Source organism: Rhodococcus sp. NyZ502, assembly GCF_041464245.1.
In the GTDB taxonomy this organism is placed as follows: Bacteria; Actinomycetota; Actinomycetes; order Mycobacteriales; family Mycobacteriaceae; genus Rhodococcus_F; species Rhodococcus_F qingshengii.
This window is the reverse complement of the sequence record NZ_CP167155.1, coordinates 2,798,442-2,820,704: the sequence shown is the minus strand read 5'-3', so window position 1 is coordinate 2,820,704 and position 22,263 is coordinate 2,798,442. Positions and strand designations below refer to the sequence as shown.

Genomic DNA, 22,263 nt, shown 5'->3' with positions numbered 1-22,263 from the left:
GGCGCACAGGGGGCGTCAGCCCCTTCGAGCCTTCCGCGGCTGGTTGCGGCGAGCAGCGCGCTTTTCCTTGATGCGAACGTTCTCGGCCCGCACCTCGGCCTGAACAGCGCGTTCCTTTTCGAGCCATTCGGGCTTCTCTTCGAGGAGTGCGGCGATCTGATCCGTGGTGAGTGCTTCTTCGACGCCGCCGCGGGCCAGGCCGGCGATCGATACGCCCAGCTTGGCTGCGATGACCGGGCGAGGGTGCGGTCCGGTGCGTCGCAGCTCCAGCAGCCACTCCGGCGGATCGGTCTGCAGAGCGGTCAGCTCGTCACGAGTCACGTCGCCTTCCTGGAACTGCGCAGGTGTTGCTTCCAGGTACACACCCAGCTTCTTGGCAGCCGTCGTCGGCTTCATCGTCTGGGGAGTTTTGTTCGACGTCATGCAACAAGAGTAACCAGCCGATACGGGTGCTTTTACCAAGGCGGTAGCCTTGCCTGGTGACAGACGCGGATAGTCAGGCAATTTTTCGACTCGCGTACGCCCCGGGGGTGACGCCCACCAAGTGGGTCCGGGTGTGGCACGAGCGGCTCCCCGAGGTGCGTCTGGAACTTGTTCAGTTCCCGGTTCTCGAACTCGAAGCTGCACTTCGCGCCGGTGAAGCAGATGCAGGTTTGGTTCGACTGCCGATCGACCGGACCGGCATCAGCGCCATCTCGCTGTACGCGGAAACCCCGGTGGTGGTGGTACCGAAAGATCACGTATTCACTACTGTCGATCAGATTTCCGTCGACGATCTGGCCGACGAGATAGTGCTCGATCCTCTCGACGACAGACTCGACTGGCCGACCCGTCCCGGAAAGACCGCCGCCGAGCGACCAGCGACCATCGCCGACGCCATCGAGTTGGTGGCCGCCGGCGTCGGAGTTGTCGTGGTTCCCCATTCGCTGGCGCGGTTCCACCATCGCAAGGACCTGACCTTCCGTCCGGTGGACGGTGCGCCCGAGGCTCCTGTGGCTTTGGCATGGATGGAGTCCAAGACCACAGATCTGGTCGAGGAACTGATCGGCATCGTGCGGGGCCGAACGGCACAGAGTTCCCGCGGACGGAACGGCGAGCCGGCCGAGAAGATCAAGGGCTCCGTCAAGGCCAAGATCGCGGCCCGCGAGCGTCGCGCAGAAGCTGCCAAGAACGGGCAGAAAGCTAAGGGCGCCGGCACCGCGAAGAACATATCCGGACGCAACGCCGGTTCCGGTAAGGCCAAGGCGGGCGGCAAATCAGGCAGCGGGAAGTCCGGTGGGACCAAGAGTTCGGGTGGCCGGTTCTCCGGAAAGCAGAAGGGCCGCTAGGGCTTCAACTGGCAACTCGGAGGATCGCTGCCGGACAACGCTGAACTGATCAGGCGCGACAGACTCGGGCTGTGGTCTCGCGAATTGGCGCATCGTCGAACTCCGTCGAGCATGATGAGAGTATGACTCCCGCGAGTTCTTCAGCCCTCGACGAATTGGTAGCGGCACTCCCCGAGGGAGCCGTCCTGCTGGATCCGGACGTGACCGCGGGCTACCGCCAGGACTGGGCCGCCGACCCGACCGCCGGCCGTCCAGCTGCCGTGGTTCGCGCTACGTGCACCGAAGACATCCAAACCGTGATGCGATGGGCAACCGCCCACCGCGTTCCGGTGGTTCCCAGAGGTGCCGGCTCGGGCCTTTCCGGTGGATCCAGCGCCGTCGACGGTTGCATCGTGGTCAGCACCGAGCGAATGCGACAGATCACGATCGACCCGGTCGCCCGGGTGGCGGTTACTCAGCCCGGCTTGATGAATGCGGAGGTCAAGAAAGCCGCCGCAGAGCACGGACTCTGGTACCCACCTGACCCGTCGTCCTTCGAGATCTGTTCCATCGGCGGCAATGCAGCCACCAACGCCGGCGGGCTCTGCTGCGTCAAGTACGGAGTTACCACCGACTACGTTCTCGGACTCCGGGTCGTGCTGGCGGACGGTACAGCTGTCAGCCTCGGAGGTCCCCTTCTCAAGGACGTCGCCGGACTCTCACTCACCAAACTGTTCGTGGGCAGCGAGGGCACTCTCGGCATCATCACGGAAATCACGTTGCGTTTGATTCCCGCGCAGCCGCCCGCATCAACCGTCGTCGCGTCGTTCGACTCGGTACAAGAAGCTGCCGACGCGGTCTTGGCGATCACCAGCAACATGCGTCCGGCGATGCTCGAGTTCATGGATCACGCCAGTATCAATGCTGTCGAGGATTCGGTACGCATGGGTCTGAACCGCAAGGCTCACGCACTACTGCTCGCGCAGTCCGACGCACCCGGCGCGGCAGGCGTGCTGGAAATCGAGACGATTGTTCAGGCGTGCGAAAACAACGGAGCCACCGAAGTATTCGCCACCGATGACCAGGCCGAAGGTGACGCTTTTGCGGCGGCACGGCGAGCGGTGTTCCCGGCCGTGCTCGCGATGGGAAGTCTGCTTCTCGAAGACGTGGGCGTTCCCATGCGCGCACTCCCCCAGCTGGTAACCGGGGTCGAAGCCATCGCAGACGACCTCGACGTCCTGATCTGCACGGTGGCGCACGCCGGAGACGGAAACACCCACCCGCTCATCGTCTTCGACCCCGCAGACCCGGACATGTCCGAACGCGCACAGATCGCATTCGGACGGGTGATGGATCTCGCCATCGCGCTCGGCGGCACGATCACCGGCGAACACGGGGTGGGTCGACTCAAGCGCGACTGGCTGCCGTCACAGTTGGGTGAAGACGTCATGGCCCTCAATCGCAAGGTCAAGGATGCGCTCGACCCGCTGGGAATTCTCAATCCCGGAGCCGTCATTGCCGCGAAAGAAGGCTCCCTCGACTAGCTTTCACGTCGACGTCGAACGAGTCACGTCATCGAGGAACCGTCGGGCTGACCGAACGGACCAGCTCGGCCAGCTGACGGAATCCCTCTGCTCGGCCACTCGACGAGCGGAACACGACGCCGATCGTGCGACCTGGAGCCGGCGAAGCGAAATGCGCCGTCGACAAGTCCCCGCGTCGAACCTCCACGGCAACAGCCGATTCCGGGACCAAAGTCACCCCGAGTCCCCCGGCCACACATTGCACGACTGTCGCGAGAGAGGTAGCCCGCGTGTCGCCGGCAAGCGGATGGGCGTCTACCGAACGGCACAGATCCAACGTCTGGTCGCGCAGGCAGTGGCCGTCGTCGAGCAAGAGCAACGGCAGCGCGTCGAGCACGTCCGCCGTGAGATCGACACGTCCGGCCAAGGAATGATCGTTCGGCACGACCATCACAAAATCCTCTTCGTACACAGGAACTTCCACCAGGCCAGGTGTTCCGGCAGGAAGCGCCAACACCGCGACGTCGAGCGCTCCCGATCGCAGTGCATCGAGTAGGCGCGCCGTTTGATCCTCGACTATTTGCGGCGCCAACGACGGTAACTTCTCGCGCAGCTCCGGCAACAACCCCGGAAGAATGTAGGGCGCAACGGTCGGGATCAACCCGATGCGTAGCGGTCCGGTCAGAGAGTCGCCGGAGCCGGCCGCGCTCGCGACGAAACCGTCGGCAGCTTCGAGAATCTGCTTGGCCTGACCGAGCAAGCGCTGTCCGTCCGCGGTCACGAGCACACGCCGGGTACTGCGTTCGATCAGTCTGACTCCCAGCCCCGCCTCTAGAGCTGCCAGCGCCTGCGACAGTGTGGGTTGGCTCACACCGGAACGCGCTGCGGCAGTACCGAAATGCCGATACTCGGCGACCGACACGAAGGCACGCAGCTGTGACAAGGAAGGTTGATAAGTCTGATCAGACATGCCTATCAGTGTAGTGCCACCCATCACCTTTACCTTTTGAACGATTTGATGCAGAATGGACTCATACCAAAAAGCGCCGGTCACAACCTCGACACTCCAGTCGAAACCGTCCGACCCGCTGACGGTGACAAACCCTCTCGATCCAGCACGTTCGGCCGTCACAGTCCGAACAGCCGGATCGTGTGCGCAAGAAATTCCTGTTCACGAGACACGTAGGAGAATGAGACACATGGCTCTGCTCACAATCGGCGACCAGTTCCCCGCTTACAACCTCACGGCTGTCATCGGCGGCGACCTGTCCAAGGTCGATGCCCAGCAGCCCGATGACTACTTCACCACCGTCACCAGTGACGACTACGCAGGCAAGTGGCGCATCGTGTTCTTCTGGCCCAAGGACTTCACCTTCGTGTGCCCCACCGAGATTGCTGCATTCGGCAAGCTCAACGAAGAGTTCGCAGACCGTGATGCTCAGGTTCTCGGCGCTTCCGTCGACAACGAGTTCGTGCACTTCCAGTGGCGTGCACAGCACGAAGAGCTCAAGACCCTCCCCTTCCCGATGCTCTCGGACCTCAAGCGCGAGCTTGCCGAGGCCACCGGCGTCCTCAACGCCGACGGCGTTGCAGACCGCGCGACGTTCATCGTCGACCCCAACAACGAGATCCAGTTCGTCTCCGTCACAGCCGGTTCCGTCGGCCGTAACGTCGACGAGGTTCTCCGCGTCCTCGACGCTCTCCAGAGCGACGAGCTGTGCGCATGCAACTGGAAGAAGGGCGACCCGACCATCAACGCCGGCGAGCTCCTGACTGCGAGCGTCTGAGTATGAGCGTCGAGAACCTCAAGAACTCGCTTCCCGAGTACGCGAAGGACCTCAAGCTCAACCTGAGTTCCATTGCGCGCACGACGGTCCTGAACGAGCAGCAGTTGTGGGGAACGCTCCTCGCAACGGCCGCAGCCACCAAGTCTGCGTCCACGCTCAAGGAGATTGCTTCCGAGGCTGCCGACAACCTGTCGGCAGAGGCATACAACGCCGCTCTCGGCGCAGCGTCGATCATGGGCATGAACAACGTCTTCTACCGCACCAAGGGCTACCTCGACGGTAAGTACGACGACCTTCGTGCCGGCCTGCGGATGAACATCATCGGCAACCCGGGCGTCGACAAGGCCGACTTCGAATTGTGGTCGCTTGCAGTGTCCGCGATCAACGGCTGCAACCACTGCCTCGAAGCTCACGAGAACACCCTCCGCCAGGAAGGTGTCGACCGCGAGGTCATCTTCGAAGCGATCCGCGCCGGTTCCATCGTCGCGGGCGTCGCACAGGCTGTCGAAGCCAACGAGATCCTCTCTGCCGCACAGGTCTGATCACTCGGACCTGAGTGCAGTTCGACGAGCCCTCCCCACCGTGAAGGTGGGGAGGGCTTTTCGCGCGCTAGGGTGGACCGATGGGTATCGAGGTGAGTGTGGTCCGGGTCTTCACGGACGAGAGCGGCAAGCACGGGAATCCGCTGGGAATCGTCGACGCGTCCACGGTTGCAGAATCGGATCGACAAGCCGTCGCGAAGGAACTCGACTACAGCGAGACCATCTTCATCGACGTTCCGGATGACGGCGCCTCGCGTGCGCGGGTCCAGATCTTCACTCCGGCAGCAGAACTCCCCTTCGCCGGACACCCGACCGTCGGTGCCACGTGGTGGCTGGGCGAACAGGGCCGTCGCGTGAGCGCCCTCGACGTTCCTGCCGGCAGTGTTGACGTCCGCCAATCCGGCGCTTTGACGTGGGTACGCGCGCGTGCCGAATGGGCACCGGAATTCGCGATCTATCCGATGGACACGGTGGACGACGTCATCGACGCAGATCCGTCCGACTACGAGGCGGATCATTCGTATCTGTGGGCATGGCAGGACAAGCTCGAAGCTGCCATCCGCGCACGCATGTTCGCACCGGTGATGGGAATCGCCGAGGACGAGGCGACCGGATCTGCAGCGCTGCGCATCACGGACCGATTGAGGAAATCATTGCTCATCACCCAGGGACGCGGATCGGTCCTTCACACGACCTTCTCTCCGGAAGGTTGGCTCGAAGTCGGCGGCCGCGTCGTCGCCGAGCCGTCACGAACCTTGTGAGTACCCGGCGGGATTGCGTCCGGCCTCGAGGTCACGTGCACTCAGTGATACCGAGATCTCGTCACCGAGCGCAACTCCCGGCGCGAGGGGCAACTGATCTCCACTCCAGAACTTGCCCGGGTCGAACCAGTTGACACGACGATTACCGACGAGCAGACCCATCGCTTCATAGGTCTTGGCAACCACTTCGGCGCAGTAGGCGCTCTCGACGGCTACTGCCGATACGTCGGACTTCTTGCGCAGCTTCGGGATTCGGCCGCCGAACCAGCGCGAAGCAAGCTTGGCCGTCGACGGGAAAGGCGTACCGTCCAGCCGCGCGATCGTCTCGAGCAGAGCGTCTTCCTGCTCCCGGGTGACTTCGTGGTCGAGCTGGCGCAACCATCCACGCTGCCCGTACTTGGCGCCCCAGACCTGAACGGCCGATCGCAGATCGTGCAGTTGGACACCACGCTGGAAGCGTCCGGTCCACATGTCCTGCAGCGAGTGACCGAGTTCCGCATGCCACATCAGCGGCGGGAGGTCGTCGATCACGACCGACATTCCGACGTGGTTGACGGGGCTGTTGGTCAGTGTCTGAATGGCCCGGTCCGCCGTCGACTCTCCGCGGAAGATCCAGATGTCGCCCGTGCGGGTCGCCGCAGCGGCCTCGTCGAGACTCACCTGCGAAAGCAATCGTCGGTCCATGCCTCTAGCGTAGAGGGATGAAACTCCGTACTCCTCTGCGCGCCTCGCACGTCTGGAAACTGGTCGGCCTCGCCGGTGCAATGGGCGTTGCCGCCACCGGGGTTCTCGTTGCGCGCGACGAACGCCAGCGTCGGGCCTACTCTCCGGACGAAATTCGCTCGGTACTGCACGAGCGGTACACCCAGGCCTACGCCAAGCAGTCGGAACAAGAGGTTCTGGAACTCGAACCTGCACCCAACGCTGTGCGGCGCCGAATCGAGAAACTCTTTCGGCGCCGCAGCTGACTTCAGCCGAGGGCTGCGAGGATCCCTGCTGCCATCTCCGCGACCTGATCATCGGTCATGACGAACGTCGGCGAAATCTGCATCGCACCCTGACCCGCGGCGCGACCCGAAATACCGTGCTCACGAAGCGTCTTCACAAACGGCAACGCCTCCGCCGGATCAACCAACTGCACCGCAGCAACCGCACCGAGCCCACTACGAACCTCCGCCACCCGCGGATGCTCCGCCAACGGCTGCAGATGCGTATGCAACGACGCCTCCAAACGCTTCGACTCCGCGAGCAGATTCTCACGCTCGAGAATGTCGAGGTTCGCCATCGCCGCAGCAGCAGCACCGGCATGCCCGCCGTAGGTGTACCCATGGCGCCACCACGAACCCGCATAGAACGGCTCCGCCACCCGCGGCGCGATGAACACCGCACCCATCGGAACGTAACCCGACGTCAAACCCTTTGCCGTGGTCATCATGTCGGGCTGCAAATCGAAACGGGTGGACGCGAACCACTCACCACCGATCCGGCCGAAACCGGTCACGACCTCGTCGACGACAAACAGAATGTCGTGCTCACGGCAGATGTCACGCACCTCCGCCAGATACCCCTCCGGCGGCAGATACACCCCACCCGCACCGATGATCGGCTCCGCGAAGAACGCAGCGATCTTGTTCGCACCGATCTTCTCGATCAACTCGAGCAGACTCTTCGCATCATCCCAGCCGACGGTCGCCGCATCCGCCATCAGCTCGCCGTACCCCTCACGGTTCACCGGAATACCCGCCAGAGCCGTTCCGGCAACGTGCATTCCGTGATACGCCTTCTGGCGTCCGACGATGATCGTCTTCTCCGGCTGCCCCACCTCGTGCCAGTACCGGCGAGCCAGCTTCGCCGCAGTGTCCACCGAATCCGAACCACCCGAGGTGAAGAAGATCTTGCTCCCGGCAACCGGCGCGATGGCCGCCAACCGCTCGGCCAACACCTGCGTGGTTTCGGGAACAAAATCACCGAAGTTGGAGAAATGAGCGATCTTCGACAACTGAGCCGCTACCGCATCCGCGATCTCCGTGCGCCCGTGCCCGACATTGGTGAACCACAGGCCCGCCGTCGCATCCAGATACCGAGTGCCCTCGCGGTCCCAGATGTACGCGCCCTCACCGCGTGAGACGACAAACGCGCCGTTCTTCTCCACAGCGCCCATGTCCGCGAACCCGTGCCACAATGCCGAAGCCATCATTGTCCCCTTCGAATACAAACGATGCTGGTGTGCAAACGATGTGCTGCGACTATATCGACACCAGGAATCCGCGCATGACGGCGCTCGCCCGGCACCGGCATTTCCGGGCGCACCCGTAATCTGTCGACCATGACTTTTGCCGACAATCTCGCCGCACTGCCCACCATCGATCATCTGGCCGCCATCGAGGTACTCGACGCCGACGGAACCGTCGTCGACACCGTGGAGAACAAGCCCGGAAAGTCCGGCTCGGTCAAGGTGTACAACCATCTCGCTCAGGTCTACGGCGCGCTGACACCCGAAGCCGCCTCGGCAGGATTGACGATCTTCGCCGAGCACACCGAGGACGCGCGGGCGAACCCGGGCAAGCACCCGAACGTGGACCGACTCGATCAGGTGCTCGCCTCCGGCAATCCCCTAGGACTTCGCAGCGTTCCGTCCGCGTAGCCCGGCGCCCAACCGTCCGACGGCATTGACTGCCAACGCCATCAGGGCCATCGCGATGCCCAGTACGACGAATCCGATGAACAGGGCCAGATAGCCCTGGTGGCGCGGATCCATGAACGGATAGGGATACCAGTCGACGATCGAACCTCGGATCAACGTGTACACGCCGTACACGACCGGGAACAGCAACCACTGCAGTGAACGTGCTTCGGAGATCCTGTGCCTTGAGGCGAAGAACACCCAGTCGAGCAGCATGACCAACGGAAGAATCCGATGCAGTGCCGAGTTGATCCAGGCATCGTTCAAATTGACGTCGATATCTGCCAGGAGGACGGCATAGATGATGCCGGTGATCACCATGTACAGCGTCACCGCCCCGCGGATCGACTGCCACGCCTGCGATTGTGGATCTCGAATTGCACCGATCAGCAACACGATCACCGCAAGAATGTTGCTCTCGATGGTGAAGTAGCTCAGATAGTTCGACAGAGACAGCTCAGCCGCGTCACGGATCGGGATCCACAGCAAAGCGGCAAGTCCGAACACAGCAAACAACAGTCTCAGGGCTCGCACGGCGATCGGCGTCGACAAGACAGGCACCGATGACTCATTTGCGGTATTTGTCGTCACTGGTCGATATTTGCACATCAGCACGATCTGCGAGCGGTAGTTGTGAACGCGTTCGATAGGCTGTCATCAGCATGTCTACAACACCACCGGCCCCGCTCTCCCCCAAGCGGAGTGACCTGAAGAGCGCGCTGGCGCAGGTCTCACTCCGCGACGAGAGTCGACTCCGTCGCAAACTCGACCGTGCCCGCACACCAGACGCTTTGGTGGCGCTGGCCGAGGAAATCGAAACGGCGCGCACGCGGTTGGCCGCACGCTCCGCCAATGTTCCCGCAGTCTCGTATCCGGAAGCTCTGCCCGTCAGTCAGCGCAAGGACGACATCGCGACCGCGATCTCGGAGAATCAGGTTGTCATCGTCGCCGGCGAGACCGGCTCGGGTAAGACAACCCAGATCCCGAAGATCTGTCTCGAACTCGGACGTGGCGTCCGCGGTTTGATCGGACACACACAGCCGCGCCGGTTGGCAGCACGCACCGTTGCCGAACGTATCGCCGAAGAACTCGACACCGAACTCGGCGACGCCGTCGGATACACCGTGCGGTTCACCGACCAGGTCTCGGACCGCACCTACGTCAAGCTCATGACCGACGGCATTCTCCTCGCCGAAATTCAGCGCGACCGTATGCTCCGACGCTACGACACGCTGATCATCGACGAAGCGCACGAACGCAGTCTCAACATCGACTTCATCCTCGGTTACCTGGCTCAGCTGCTCCCCCGCCGACCCGATCTCAAGGTCATCATCACGTCGGCGACCATCGATCCCGAGCGCTTCGCCAAGCACTTCGCTGTCGACGGTAAGCCCGCGCCGATCGTCGAGGTATCCGGGCGAACATTCCCTGTCGAAATGCGTTACCGGCCACTGACCGTCGAATCCGGCGACATCACCTTCGACCGCGATCCCGTCGACGCGGTCTGCGAGGCGGTCGACGAGCTGAGCGCGGAGGGCGAAGGCGACATCTTGGTCTTCCTCTCCGGCGAACGCGAAATTCGCGACACCGCAGATGCTTTACGCGATCGGCGTCTTCGCAACACCGAAATCGTCCCGCTGTACGCGCGGCTGTCTGCCGCCGAGCAACACAAAGTGTTCTCGCCGCACACCGGCCGACGCGTCGTCCTTGCCACCAACGTGGCCGAGACCTCGCTGACCGTTCCCGGCATTCGGTACGTCGTCGATCCGGGCACAGCGCGCATTTCGCGATATTCGGTGCGCACCAAGGTTCAGCGGTTGCCGATCGAGCCCATTTCGCAGGCGTCAGCTCGTCAGCGTTCCGGGCGTTGCGGCCGCGTCGCCGAAGGAATCTGCATCCGCCTGTATTCCGAGGAGGACTTCGAGTCACGGCCGGCATTCACCGAACCGGAGATCCTGCGAACCAACCTCGCATCCGTGATCTTGCAGATGACGGCCCTCGGCCTGGGCGACATCGCGGCATTCCCCTTCGTCGAACCGCCGGACCAGCGCGCCGTGAAGGACGGAATCGGACTCCTCGAAGAACTCGGCGCCATCGCGCGAGGTTCCGAGGCCAGCCACCCCGAACTGACGCCGGTCGGCCGCGAGCTGGCCCAGATTCCGGTGGATCCGCGGATGGCACGGATGCTGGTGGAAGCCAAGAACAACGGTTGCCTTCACGAAACCCTTGTCATCGTCGCGGCGTTGTCCATCCAGGACGTTCGCGAGCGGCCCGCCGAGTTCCAGCAAGCCGCCGACGAAAAGCACGCCCGCTTCAACGTCGAGAACTCCGACTTCCTGGCCTACCTGAAACTGTGGGACTACTTACGCGAACAACGTAACGATCTGTCCTCCAACCAGTTTCGCAAGATGTGCCGGAACGAGTTCCTGCACTGGCTCCGCATCCGCGAATGGCAGGACTTGCACGGGCAACTCCGGCAGATCACCCGCGGTCTTGGCTGGACAGTGGGAGAGACACCGGCAAGCGAGAACGCGATCCATCAGTCGCTCCTTGCCGGGTTGCTCTCGCATATCGGGCTACGCGAGGGCGAGAAGCGGGACTACCTCGGCGCCAGGGGCAGCCACTTCGCGATCTTCCCCGGATCGGGACTGTTCAAGAAGCCACCACGCTGGGTCATGGCCGCCGAACTCGTGGAAACGTCGAGGCTGTGGGCGCGCATGTCCGCGCGTATCGAACCCGAGTGGGCTGAAAAGCTCGCCCCGCACCTGGTGAAACGGACCTATTCCGAACCGCACTGGTCCTCCAAGCGCGGCTCGGCGATGGCATACGAGCGGGTCACTCTCTACGGAGTTCCTCTGGTAACCGGCCGCGCAGTGACGTACTCACGAATCGATCCCGAGGCCTCTCGCGATCTCTTCATCCGCCATGCGCTCGTGCAGGGCGAATGGCAGACGAACCACAAGTTCTTCCACGAAAACCGTGCACTCCTCGACAACGTCGAAGAACTCGAGAACCGCGCGCGCCGACGCGACATCCTCGTCGACGACGAAACTCTCTACGAGTTCTACGACGAACGTATCGGCCAGGAAGCCGTATCCGCCAAGCATTTCGACCAGTGGTGGAAGACCGAGCGGCGCAAGAATCCGAGTCTGCTGACTTTCACACCGGAAACGGTGGTCAACTCCGACGCAGCTGCAGTACTGGGCGGCGAGTACCCGGACGCCTGGCGCCAAGGCGACATGCAGTTTCCACTCACTTACCAATTCGAGCCGGGAAAAGACGACGACGGCGTCAGCGCGCACATCCCGGTCGGCCTGCTCGCGCAACTTCAGCCGGTCGGCTTCGACTGGTTGGTCCCCGGTATGCGCGTCGATCTCGTTACCGCTCTGATCAAGACGTTGCCCAAGAACATTCGACGCGCTGTCGTTCCGGCTCCGGATTATGCCGCCGCAGCGTTGGCAGCAGTCAAACCTCGATCCGAGCCGTTGATGACCGCAATGGCCCGCGAACTCTCGCACTTGGGCGGGATCCAGATCGACGCCAAGGACTTCGATCCCGCCGCGCTGCCCGACCATCTTCGGATGACGTTTGTCGTCGAGGACGAATCGGGCAAGGTTCTCGCGAAGGGCAAGGATCTGGCGCAGCTACGACGCACACTCGCCCCGCGCGTGCAGAAGGAAGTGGCCAAGGCGGCAACCGGAACCGAACGGGCAGCGGCAACCGTCTGGACATCCGAAACCCTGGGCGCATTGGAACAGACCATCACTCGCTCCATCGGCGGACAGCAGGTGACCGGCTACCCAGCTCTGGTGCCGGAGAACGGCGGAGTTGCCGTTCGTGTCCTGAGTACGCCGGCCGCGCAGGCGCAGGCGATGAGGGAAGGTACGCGGGCGCTTCTCCTCGCGGCCGTTCCCACCCAACTCAAGGCAGTGACCGCCGGCTTGTCGAACACTCAGCGTCTGGCTCTCGGCCAGAATCCGGACGGCGGCTTGGAGGCCCTCGTCGAAGATTGCCGGGTGGCAGCTGCCAACGAAGTGATTGCGGCCCACGGTGGACCGGTACGCACGCCTGAAGCGTTCGATGCCCTGGTGAAGATCGCACGCTCCGAACTGGCCGGACGCGTTTCCGCGATCCTGCGCATGATTGTTCCGATCCTCGAACAAGCACACCAACTGAGCGTCGTGCTGGACCGCTCGCGCGGCGAGGCAGCCGACGACGTCCGAGAACAGCTGACCTCACTGCTGTTTCCTGGATTTGTCGCCGAACTGGGATCGGCCCGCCTACGCGATTTACCGCGGTATCTTGCCGCAGCAAAATTCCGTCTCGAAGCTCTGCCCGCAAGTGCACAACGAGATCAGCAGGCTATGGATGTCCTCGACCGGGTGTACGCAGCGTACGACCGGTTGTTGAGTTCACTTCCCGAAGAGCGTCGCACTGCTCGAGATGTCGACGCGATCAGTTGGATGATCGAGGAACTGCGCGTGAGCCTGTTTGCGCAGTCCCTCGGTACACCCACACCGATTTCCGAAAAGCGAGTCCTGAAAGCTATCGAAGCGATCAAGCGTTGATGTTCGGCGAGAATTGCGCGATCAGTAGATTGTCTGAATGTTGACGTTGGTGAGGAAACCGCCAAAGGTGGCAACAGTGTTGGCGAACCCGAGGGTTACCAGGCTGTTCACGACTCCGAGAACTGCAACTAAGTTCATAACGCCTCCGTGAAGATCCGAGATGCGGACGAACGTACCTGGTAGACACTAAGCGAATAACGTGCCCGATTTGTTCGATTGTTCGCTTTGTGTTCTCAGCGTTACCTAAGACCGCTCTGTGCTCTCAGCGTTATCTGAGGCGAAGGCCTCAGTCGACGGAAACGGTCTCGGCGCCGGGAGCCTTCTCGGCGGCACGGGTCTCTGCATGCTCGCGCATGTCGGTGATCTCACGTTCGAAATCCGCAGCCGAGCTGAAGGACTTGTACACCGATGCGAATCGCAGGTAGGCGACTTCGTCGAGATTTCGAAGCGGATCGAGGATCGCGAGCCCTACCTCGTTACTGGGAATTTCGGCAGAACCCGAAGCTCGAACGGCATCTTCGACCTGCTGGGCGAGCAAATTCAGCGAATCGTTGTCCACTTGGCGGCCCTGGCATGCGCGACGCACACCTTTGACAACCTTTTCTCGGCTGAAAGGCTCCGTGACGCCGCTGCGCTTCACGACCGAGAGAACTGCCGTCTCGACCGTGGTGAATCGGCGGCCACACTCGGGGCACGAACGGCGCCGCCTGATCGCCTGGCCCTCGTCGGCCTCGCGCGAATCGACCACTCGGGAATCAGGGTGCCGGCAGAACGGGCAATGCATCGGGGTTCCTTCGTTGTCGCCGAAATGGCCGCAACTCAGATTCGCTACCGACTGCAAATCCTCCGACGATTTACAGAGCAGATCCACGTACTCAACGCGACCACCCGAGGTGGTGGGACTGTCAAGTGGACAGCTTACTCGCTGTGAACGGACTGCTCTCACGCTCGGTACGCCCCCGCCTGGTACGGGGTAGGTCAGCGCCCCGAGGCCGGCACGATCAGCGTTTGTCCCACTGACAGTCCGGAACTCGACATCGCATTGAGATCCATGATCTGCTCGATCACCGAACCGACAGCCTGGCCAGGTGCAACCTTGGCAGCAATATCACTGAGGGATTCACCCGCGGCAACGCGAACCACTTCGGTCGCGCCGTTTGTCGCAGCTACGTCACCACTCGACAAAGCGCCGATCCCCACCAACGCCAACACTGCGAATGCGGTGAATACGGCGCCCAGGAAAACCGTCTTCCAACCGACATCCTCGGCGGCCACTTCATGTTCGACCCGTGACACACCGACCCTGTTTCGGTGCGCGAAACTTCCTCCGTACGGGCGTGACGAATCGTGCTCGCTGTCCCACCGGCGAGGAGATTCGCGCAATGAACGCGAACCTGAAACCGCGCCCACCGCCGGAACCCGGCGAACGACGGCCGCCTGCGGTTCGTTGTCGACATCCCTGGCCACGCCATGCATTTCGGCCGCTCCGCGCCGTTCGAAGGACACAGCGTCTGCATCGGGCCCATAGAACGAGGGGTGGTACTTCAGTGCCGACGTACCGTCGAAACCAAACGCGTCGAAACCAATCGCGTCGTCGAAAACCCTGTTGCTTTTCAGTGCTGCGTTACCCATCGTGACCTCCGCTGGTCGACACCGATCGATGTGTTCGATCATGCGTTCGATGGAACGCATGTTCGAATTTCTACCACGCCTGGCCGACAATGTCTCTACTTGGAGCGACACGAATCGAACAGATGTTTGAAACCGCGAGCAAATCCGGCTAGATTCGTGTCAGACCACACAGCGGGAATTGCGAAAGCCTCCGTGTTTGTCGACAGCTCGAATGTTGGCAGGAGGCACCGACAGGTTTCTGCGCGACTTGCACCAGGCACTTTGCAGGCACTTTTGCAGGCAGTTTTCAGACACGACTTCTTCAGACACGGAGGCAACAGGCCATGAAGGACGATCGCTCCAGCACAGCCGCGGAGGCAGGAGCATCTGCAGTTCCGTCTCCGTCGAGCGAGACGCTCACCGAGCGTCAGCGGCGCGTTCTCGAAGTGATCCGCGATTCGGTGACGGAACGCGGGTATCCGCCGAGCATTCGCGAAATCGGGGATGCGGTGGGGCTTACCTCCACGTCGTCGGTCGCGCATCAACTGCGAACGTTGGAGCGCAAGGGCTTCCTTCGACGCGATCCCAATCGCCCTCGTGCAGTCGATGTTCGGGGTCTCGACGAGGTTGCGGCCGATACCGCCATCGCGTCGGTGTCGAAGCATTCCGGCGAGTACAACAGTGCCGACCCGCTGCCAGAGCCGGCGTTCGTCCCCATCCTGGGCCGCATCGCTGCCGGCGGACCGATCCTCGCCGAGGAAGCTGTGGAGGATGTGTTTCCACTCCCCCGCGAGCTCGTCGGCCAAGGTTCGCTCTTCATGCTCAAGGTTGTCGGTGAGTCGATGATCGATGCAGCGATCTGCGATGGCGACTGGGTTGTCGTCCGTCAGCAGAACGTCGCCGAGAACGGTGACATCGTGGCCGCAATGATCGACGGCGAAGCCACCGTGAAGACGTTCAAGCGTACGAAGAAGGAGGTGTGGCTGATGCCGCACAACGACCTCTTCGAGCCGATTCCCGGCAACAACGCCGTCATCTTGGGCAAGGTTGTCACGGTCATGCGGAAGATCTGAGTTCGCTCGCACCCTCGATCACAAAACTCTGGGCCCCGGCATCAGCCGGGGCCCAGAGTCTTTTCGTGACGATCAGCGGTCCATCACCCGAATCAGAGATTCAGCGAACGTCCGATGATCTCCTTCATGATCTCGGTTGTGCCACCGTAGATGGTCTGCACACGAGAGTCCATATACGCCTTGGCAACCGGGTATTCCTTCATGTAGCCGTAGCCTCCGTGCAGCTGGAGGCAGCGGTCGATGAGCTTGACCTGAGCTTCGGTGGTCCACCACTTCGCCATCGCAGCTTCCTGCACGGTCAGCTTCTCGGCATTGAGCTGCTCGATGAACTTGTCCACCAGGATGCGCACTGCCGTGGTCTCCGTTGCCAATTCGGCCAGTACGAATCGGGTGTTCTGGAAGCTGCCGATCGACTTGCCGAATGCCTTGCGGTCACGGCAGTACTGGATCGTGCTCTCGAGAACCGATTCCATTGCGGCGGCAGCAACGACGGCGATCGAGAGTCGTTCCTGGGGAAGGTTCTTCATCAAGTAGAAGAAGCCCATTCCCTCTTCGCCCAGCAGGTTGGCAGCGGGAACGCGTACGTCGGTGAAGCTGAGTTCGGCGGTGTCCTGAGCCTTCATGCCGATCTTGTCGAGATTGCGTCCTCGCTCGAAGCCGGGCATGTCCCGCTCGACCACGAGGAGGCTGAAGCCCTGAGCACCCTTGTCCGGGTCGGTGCACGCGACAACGATGATGATGTCGGCGTTGATTCCGTTGGTGATGAAGGTCTTCGAACCGTTGAGTACCCAGTGGTCCCCGTCGCGAACTGCTTTCGTCTTGATGCCCTGCAGGTCGCTACCGGTACCCGGTTCGGTCATCGCGATCGCCGAGATCAGCTCACCCGACGCGAATCCGGGTAGCCAACGCTGCTTCTGCTCCTCGTTGGTCAACTCCAGGAGGTACGGCGCCACCACGTCGTTGTGCAGCGTGAAGCCGATACCACTGAAGCCACCCTTGGTGGTTTCCTCGGTGATGATCGCGTTGTAGCGGAAATCCTTGACACCGCCGCCGCCGAATTCCTCAGGTACCGCGGTTCCCAGGAATCCCTGCTTTCCGGCCTCGACCCAGACGTCACGATCGACGATGTTCTGCTCTTCCCACTTCTCGTGGTTCGGTGCCACGTGCTGTGCCAAGAACTTCTGGTACGACTCCCGGAAGAGTTCATGTTCCGGTTCGAACAGGGTGCGCTCCACGCCGACTCCTTGCAATTCGATATACGGCACTTCAGTGATGTACCCGGTGGGGACGATGTACCCGGTCGGGATGTTTTCGCTGAGACTGGGCACGCCGAAGTTCGCGGGCCCACGTCACTGCCTCCGACGGTAGAACCTGTTGCGATACCCGTCGATGACCCGAACGATCACGATTCGTGACTGTAGCGGTTATCTGTTACTCGAAGTACGGAATTTGGCGAGGTATCGCATGATCGGGTAGGCGACCAGGATGCCGATCGACCCCCAAGCGATGCCGCCCAGCTCGACCGAACCAATGGTCAGCGTCAGGTTCCCGAGGCCGGCAACCAGTGCGGCAGCGGCGACGGTCAGGTTGACCGGATCGGTGAAGTCCACCTTCGCTTCCATCCAGATGCGCACACCGAGAATGCCGATGAGTCCGTAGAGAACCATCGTCGCACCGCCGATGACGCCGTTCGGAACCGTGAAGACCAGTGCACCGAATTTGGGCGAAAATGCCAGGATCACGGCGGTGGCGGCCGCTACCCAGTACGCCGCGGTCGAGTACACACGCGTCGCTGCCATGACCCCGATGTTCTCGGCATACGTGGTGGTTCCGGATCCGCCGCCGGCGCCCGCCAAGGTCGTGGCGAGACCGTCTGCAAACAGCGCATTGCCGGCCAGGTCATCGAGGGACTTTCCCGTCATGGCGGACACCGCCTTGACGTGTCCGACGTTTTCGGCGACCAGAACGATCACCACGGGCAGCGCGAGCACGATCACCGACCAGTCGAACGACGGTCCGTGCAGACTCGGCAGCCCGAACCAGTCGGCTTCGCGCAGAGCGGACACTCGTTCACTGTCGAGACCACCGATGACCGCGGCGAAGACCCAGCCGATCACTACGCCGACCAGAATGCCCAACCGGCCGAGCAGCCCGGGACCGACGACCGTGACCAGCAGGATCGAAACGAGCGTGACCGTGGCGATCAGCGGCTGCGATTCGAAGGAACCGACCGCCGTCGGAGCGAGGTTGAGACCGATCAGCGCGACGACGGCGCCTGTCACTACCGGCGGCATGACGGCGTCGATGACCCGGCTGCCGATCAGACGTACGGCGACGCCGATCAACATCAACACGATGCCGACGGCCATGACGGCACCGAGCTGCGCGGCCGGGCCCGATCCTGCCGACGCTGTCAGCGGGGCGATGAACGCGAAGGACGAACCGAGATAGCTCGGGATCCGGCCCCGGGTGATGAGCAGGAACAGCGCGGTGCCGATACCCGAGAACAACAGCGTCGTCGTGACGGGGAAGCCGGTGATGGTCGGAACGAGCAGTGTCGCTCCGAACATCGCGATGACGTGTTGCATCCCGATTCCGATGGTGCGCGGCCAACTCAGTCGTTCGTCCGGCGCCACGACGGCTCCGTCGGCGATCCGCTTGCCGTCTCCGTGGACAGTCCAGCCGATTCCGCCGGCCCCGGTCATTGTTTCTCGTTCGATCACAGGTCGAAATACTAGAGGTCAGGCGCTCGGTCTCCGACCGAGACCAACGAAACCAGTTCAGCTGATTGCGTCGGCCGCCGCTTTGCGCGCTGCCACCGGATCACCGGTTGCCAGCACCGCCGCCGCAGCCGCCTCACATTGCGCCATGGTGACTGACCCGACCTTCGCTCCCACACCCGCGACCGACGCCGCAGCGCACGACAGCGAGGAAACTCCGAGTCCGGCCAGAACACACGCCAACAGTGGATCGGCGGCCGCCTCACCGCAGACGCCGACGCGCTTGCCTGCCGCCTGACCGGCCTGGGCCGTACGTGCGACAAGGGCGAGCACCGCGGGCTGCCACGGATCGGTCAGGTCGGCGAGTTCGGAGGACATCCGATCAGCGGCCATCGTGTACTGAGCGAGGTCGTTGGTACCGATCGAGAGGAATTCGACGTGTTCGAGAATCTGGTCGGCCAACAGCGCCGCCGCCGGGATCTCCACCATCACACCGGGAACGAGATCGCGTGCCCGCACCGCATCGGCAAAACGTTTCGCCTCGGCCGGGGTGGCGATCATCGGTGCCATCACCCACGGCGACGAGTTCGTCGACGCCGCAGCTGCGGCGATCGCGTCCAGCTGGCGGTCGAGAATCCCCATGTCCTGCCAGGCGATTCGCACCCCGCGAACGCCGAGGGCCGGATTAGCTTCCTCTTGATGGTTGGCGAATTTGAGCGGCTTGTCCGAACCCGCGTCCAACGTGCGAATAATGACCTTCTTGCCTGAGAAGGCCTCGAGAACTTCGGCGTAGATCGCCGCCTGCTCGTCAACGGTCGGTTCGGTCTCACGGCCGAGGAAGCAGAGTTCGGTCCGGAAGAGCCCGATGCCTCCCGCTGCGGTCAACGCCGCGGCGCGAGCGCCCGCGCCGTCTTGAACATTGGCGAGAACGTCTACCGGCCGACCGTCCGACGTCCGGCCTGGTCCGGTCCACGTGCTGACGCGTTCGCGATCGATCCGGGATTGTTCGACCAGTTCGCGCGCCTGTTCGGGATCCGGCTCCGCGATCACGTCGCCGGTGGTTCCGTCGATCAGAATCGGTGTTCCGGCCGCGATGGATTCCAATTCCTTCGCAGCCACGATGCACGGGATGCCCAACTGCCTCGCGATGATTGCCGTGTGGCTGGTCGGGCCGCCGAAGATGGTCACGAGTCCGATGATCTTGGTTGCATCGAGGCCCGCGGTGTCCGCAGGAGCCAGATCGTCCGCGCACAGCACCGACGGCGTCTCGGGCATCGGAACTCCGGGTTCGGGCAATCCGGAGAGTTCGGCGATCACGCGGTCGCGGATGTCCTCGAGATCGGTGACGCGCTCGGCCATCACACCGCCGACCTTGGTGAACAGCACCACGAACTGCTCCGTCGCCGCGATCGCAGCCTGCACCGGGGGCACTCCGCCGGCGATCGACTTCTTTGCCGCCCCGATCCAGCCGCGATCGGCTGCCATCGCCGCGTTGGCCTGCAAGACCTCGGCGGCCGCGCCTGTGGCTTCGGCAGCCCGTCCGAGAAGGCGGTTCTCGACAGCCTTCGCTGCTGCGACGAAGGCGTCTGCAGCGGCCTCTCGATCGGCCTCGTCGAGTGCGGGCGCATCGGTGACGAGTTCTGGTCGGCTGGACGGCCAGATAGCCGGGCCGTAGGCAATTCCGGGCACGACGGGGGTGCCGTGCACGGTGATTCGGTTGAGCTGTTCGGTCATCTGTCCTCCTTGAGCGATGGGCCCGGTGCCACACCGGATCACCTCGAGCGCGTAAAGCCCTCACCTTCGTTGTGACGAAGATTACTCCCAAGTCTTGACATGTCAACACACTCGGGCGTAAAACAACATAAAGCAACATTCACTGTGATCCACAACGCACCGTCGGATCACATTTCGGAATCGGAGAGCACGTGTACGCGGAAGAACGCCAACAAGCGATCGGCACCATGGTGTCGCAGCGCGGACGCATGTCCGTGGCGGCGCTGTCGGAGACCTTCGGTGTGACCACCGAGACCGTGCGTCGCGATCTGGCCTTCCTCGAGCGGATCGGACAGATCAGGCGTGTACACGGCGGCGCCGTTCCGACCGGATCCCTCCACGTGACCGAACCGGGCATGGCGGAACGCGATCAGACCCGCGCGCAACAGAAGGACCGGATCGCCCGCTGCGCGGTCACCTATCTCCCTCCTACCGGCGGCAGCGTCATCTTCGACGCGGGCACGACTACGGGCCGCATGATCCCCGAACTACCGACCGAGAACGACTTCACGGCCGTGACCAATTCCGTGCCGATCGGCGCACGACTGGCATCGATGAACTCGATTTCCCTGATCCTGCTCGGCGGACGAGTACGCGGGGTGACGCAAGCCGCGGTCGGCGAGGACGCTCTGCGCCTGCTGAGCACGTTGCGGGTCGACGTCGCCTTCGTCGGAACCAACGCGATCAGCGTCGGGCACGGCCTCTCCACCCCGGACAGCGAAGAGGCCGCCGTCAAACGAGCGATGGTCAAGGCCGCCAATCACGTTGTCGTGGTGGCCGATTCCAGCAAAGTCGGCCGCGAGCACTTGATCAGCTTCGCACCACTCGACAGCATCGACGTCCTCATCACCGACGAAGAGATCAGTCCCACAGACACATCCGAGTTCCACGACCACGGAATCGAGGTGGTGATCGCATGATCGTCACACTGACAGCCAACCCGAGTATCGATCGGACCGTACAACTCGAGCAACGGCTCGAACGAGGCTCCGTCCTACGCGCCCACTCCACTCGCAGCGACCCCGGCGGCAAGGGGGTCAACGTGGCGCGTGTTCTCGCCGCAGCCGACCTCGACGTGCTCGCGGTGCTGCCGGGAAACGGTGGTGACCCTCTGCTCTCGGCGCTCGCAACCGGTGGGATTCCCCACATCGGCGTCGCCACAACGGGTCCGGCTCGCACCAACATCACCATCGCGGAACCGGACGGGACCACGACGAAGATCAACGAACCCGGCGCAACGCTGTCCGGTTCGACACTCGACGCCCTGGCACAGGAGTTGATCGCCCGCGCCGATACCGCACTGTGGTTCGCGCTGTCCGGCTCACTGCCTCCCGGCGTTCCGCTGGGGTGGTACGGCGAACTGGTCGCCGCGCTGCGCGATCACCCGTGCAAGGTGGCGGTCGACACCTCGGACGCCCCGCTGACGGCACTCGCCGAAGGCTTCCCCGGCTCGGCACCTGATCTGCTCAAACCCAACGGCGAGGAACTCGCGCAACTGACCGGCGTCGACGGCCACGTCCTCGAACGTGCTGCCGAGAACGGTGATCCCGGGCCTGCAATCACGGCGGCGCAGCGATTGGTCGATCGCGGCGTCGGCAGCGTGCTCGCCACGCTCGGCGCAGCCGGTGCCGTCCTCGTCACGGCCGACGGCGCGTGGATCGCCACCGCTCCCCCGATTGTCGCAGTCAGTACCGTCGGCGCAGGCGATTCGTCGCTGGCCGGCTACATCCTCGCCGAAGCGGGCGGCGGCTCGGAATCCGAGCGGCTACGTCACGCGGTCGCCTACGGAAGCGCCGCTGCCTCCCTTCCCGGCACAACCCTTCCCACACCCGAACAGATCGATCTGGCAGCGGTTTCGGTATCTGCAGCAGATGCCGCCTCTCCCATCCCCGTCCCCACCGAACTCGCCTGACGC

General features: G+C 62.9%; 21 protein-coding genes. 11 read left to right on the top strand and 10 right to left on the bottom strand.

Features of this window, described 5'->3' with window-relative positions:
- Positions 1-15 precede the first annotated feature (15 nt).
- Positions 16-423: a DUF5997 family protein gene (locus tag ACBG85_RS13205; RefSeq protein WP_007732807.1), complete on the bottom strand. Its 408-nt coding sequence runs from the start codon at positions 421-423 to the stop codon at positions 16-18.
- A 56-nt stretch (positions 424-479) separates the two neighbouring features.
- Here ACBG85_RS13205 and ACBG85_RS13200 point away from each other — a divergent pair, with 56 nt between their 5' ends.
- The gene (locus tag ACBG85_RS13200; protein ID WP_003942255.1) at positions 480-1,328 is read left to right on the top strand and encodes a LysR substrate-binding domain-containing protein; all 849 of its coding nucleotides are present in this window, start codon (positions 480-482) and stop codon (positions 1,326-1,328) included.
- Between the two features lie 122 nt (positions 1,329-1,450).
- On the top strand, positions 1,451-2,851 hold the full coding sequence (locus ACBG85_RS13195) for an FAD-binding oxidoreductase (RefSeq protein ID WP_372027705.1): 1,401 nt from the start codon (positions 1,451-1,453) through the stop codon (positions 2,849-2,851).
- A gap of 28 nt (positions 2,852-2,879) precedes the next feature.
- On the opposite strand, the gene ACBG85_RS13190 is transcribed toward ACBG85_RS13195, so the two are convergent.
- Positions 2,880-3,800, bottom strand: a complete 921-nt coding sequence (locus ACBG85_RS13190) for a hydrogen peroxide-inducible genes activator (RefSeq protein WP_047269357.1) — start codon at positions 3,798-3,800, stop codon at positions 2,880-2,882.
- 229 nt (positions 3,801-4,029) lie between these two features.
- Between ACBG85_RS13190 and ACBG85_RS13185 the strand changes: the two genes are divergently transcribed.
- The 3 genes from ACBG85_RS13185 to ACBG85_RS13175 all read left to right on the top strand — a co-directional run bounded on the left by ACBG85_RS13185 (position 4,030) and on the right by ACBG85_RS13175 (position 5,920).
- Positions 4,030-4,617: a peroxiredoxin gene (locus ACBG85_RS13185; RefSeq protein WP_003942119.1), complete on the top strand. Its 588-nt coding sequence runs from the start codon at positions 4,030-4,032 to the stop codon at positions 4,615-4,617.
- A gap of 2 nt (positions 4,618-4,619) precedes the next feature.
- Positions 4,620-5,159 carry a carboxymuconolactone decarboxylase family protein gene (locus ACBG85_RS13180; RefSeq protein WP_003942122.1) on the top strand — a complete coding sequence of 180 codons (540 nt, stop codon included), beginning with the start codon at positions 4,620-4,622 and terminating at the stop codon, positions 5,157-5,159.
- Positions 5,160-5,239: 80 nt separating this feature from the next.
- Positions 5,240-5,920, top strand: a complete 681-nt coding sequence (locus ACBG85_RS13175) for a PhzF family phenazine biosynthesis protein (RefSeq protein WP_054782297.1) — start codon at positions 5,240-5,242, stop codon at positions 5,918-5,920.
- On the opposite strand, the gene ACBG85_RS13170 is transcribed toward ACBG85_RS13175, so the two are convergent.
- On the bottom strand, positions 5,906-6,604 hold the full coding sequence (locus tag ACBG85_RS13170) for a hypothetical protein (RefSeq protein ID WP_003942163.1): 699 nt from the start codon (positions 6,602-6,604) through the stop codon (positions 5,906-5,908). The two genes, ACBG85_RS13175 and ACBG85_RS13170, sit on opposite strands and share 15 nt — an antisense overlap.
- Before the next feature lie 17 nt (positions 6,605-6,621).
- On the opposite strand from ACBG85_RS13170, the gene ACBG85_RS13165 reads away from it, so the two are divergent.
- Positions 6,622-6,888 carry a hypothetical protein gene (locus tag ACBG85_RS13165; protein ID WP_063316512.1) on the top strand — a complete coding sequence of 89 codons (267 nt, stop codon included), beginning with the start codon at positions 6,622-6,624 and terminating at the stop codon, positions 6,886-6,888.
- A 2-nt stretch (positions 6,889-6,890) separates the two neighbouring features.
- Here ACBG85_RS13165 and ACBG85_RS13160 read toward each other — a convergent pair whose 3' ends face one another.
- Entirely contained in the window at positions 6,891-8,114 is a 1,224-nt protein-coding gene (locus ACBG85_RS13160; protein WP_197487741.1) for an aspartate aminotransferase family protein, read from the bottom strand.
- Positions 8,115-8,246: 132 nt separating this feature from the next.
- Between ACBG85_RS13160 and ACBG85_RS13155 the strand changes: the two genes are divergently transcribed.
- Positions 8,247-8,564, top strand: a complete 318-nt coding sequence (locus tag ACBG85_RS13155; RefSeq protein ID WP_054188522.1) for a DUF2322 family protein — start codon at positions 8,247-8,249, stop codon at positions 8,562-8,564.
- Here ACBG85_RS13155 and ACBG85_RS13150 read toward each other — a convergent pair.
- On the bottom strand, positions 8,535-9,164 hold the full coding sequence (locus ACBG85_RS13150) for a Pr6Pr family membrane protein (protein ID WP_054188523.1): 630 nt from the start codon (positions 9,162-9,164) through the stop codon (positions 8,535-8,537). The genes ACBG85_RS13155 and ACBG85_RS13150 overlap by 30 nt on opposite strands.
- 101 nt (positions 9,165-9,265) lie before the next feature.
- Here ACBG85_RS13150 and hrpA point away from each other — a divergent pair, with 101 nt between their 5' ends.
- Positions 9,266-13,171, top strand: coding sequence for an ATP-dependent RNA helicase HrpA (gene hrpA, locus ACBG85_RS13145; RefSeq protein WP_050655801.1), 3,906 nt, complete (start codon positions 9,266-9,268; stop codon positions 13,169-13,171).
- 286 nt (positions 13,172-13,457) lie between these two features.
- Here the strand turns inward: hrpA and nrdR are convergent, their stop codons facing one another.
- Both nrdR and ACBG85_RS13135 read right to left on the bottom strand, forming a co-directional pair.
- A complete protein-coding gene (nrdR, locus tag ACBG85_RS13140) occupies positions 13,458-13,955 on the bottom strand; it encodes a transcriptional regulator NrdR (protein ID WP_030535543.1) in 498 nt (165 codons plus the stop codon).
- Between the two features lie 194 nt (positions 13,956-14,149).
- Entirely contained in the window at positions 14,150-14,863 is a 714-nt protein-coding gene (locus ACBG85_RS13135; RefSeq protein ID WP_003942242.1) for a LysM peptidoglycan-binding domain-containing protein, read from the bottom strand.
- A 263-nt stretch (positions 14,864-15,126) separates the two neighbouring features.
- On the opposite strand from ACBG85_RS13135, the gene lexA reads away from it, so the two are divergent.
- Positions 15,127-15,855, top strand: coding sequence for a transcriptional repressor LexA (gene lexA / locus ACBG85_RS13130; protein WP_007735195.1), 729 nt, complete (start codon positions 15,127-15,129; stop codon positions 15,853-15,855).
- Between the two features lie 92 nt (positions 15,856-15,947).
- Here lexA and ACBG85_RS13125 read toward each other — a convergent pair whose 3' ends face one another.
- The 3 genes from ACBG85_RS13125 to ACBG85_RS13115 all read right to left on the bottom strand — a co-directional run bounded on the left by ACBG85_RS13125 (position 15,948) and on the right by ACBG85_RS13115 (position 20,309).
- Complete coding sequence (locus ACBG85_RS13125) at positions 15,948-17,090, bottom strand: acyl-CoA dehydrogenase family protein (RefSeq protein WP_007735194.1); 1,143 nt, start codon at positions 17,088-17,090, stop codon at positions 15,948-15,950.
- Positions 17,091-17,279: 189 nt separating this feature from the next.
- A complete protein-coding gene (locus tag ACBG85_RS13120) occupies positions 17,280-18,560 on the bottom strand; it encodes a uracil-xanthine permease family protein (protein ID WP_372027852.1) in 1,281 nt (426 codons plus the stop codon).
- A gap of 75 nt (positions 18,561-18,635) precedes the next feature.
- On the bottom strand, positions 18,636-20,309 hold the full coding sequence (locus tag ACBG85_RS13115) for a putative PEP-binding protein (RefSeq protein WP_064688803.1): 1,674 nt from the start codon (positions 20,307-20,309) through the stop codon (positions 18,636-18,638).
- A gap of 191 nt (positions 20,310-20,500) precedes the next feature.
- On the opposite strand from ACBG85_RS13115, the gene ACBG85_RS13110 reads away from it, so the two are divergent.
- Together ACBG85_RS13110 and ACBG85_RS13105 are read left to right on the top strand one after the other, a co-directional pair.
- A complete protein-coding gene (locus tag ACBG85_RS13110; protein WP_003942134.1) occupies positions 20,501-21,268 on the top strand; it encodes a DeoR/GlpR family DNA-binding transcription regulator in 768 nt (255 codons plus the stop codon).
- Positions 21,265-22,260: a 1-phosphofructokinase family hexose kinase gene (locus ACBG85_RS13105; RefSeq protein ID WP_042450660.1), complete on the top strand. Its 996-nt coding sequence runs from the start codon at positions 21,265-21,267 to the stop codon at positions 22,258-22,260. The genes ACBG85_RS13110 and ACBG85_RS13105 overlap by 4 nt, the downstream gene beginning before the upstream one ends.
- Positions 22,261-22,263: the final 3 nt, after the last annotated feature.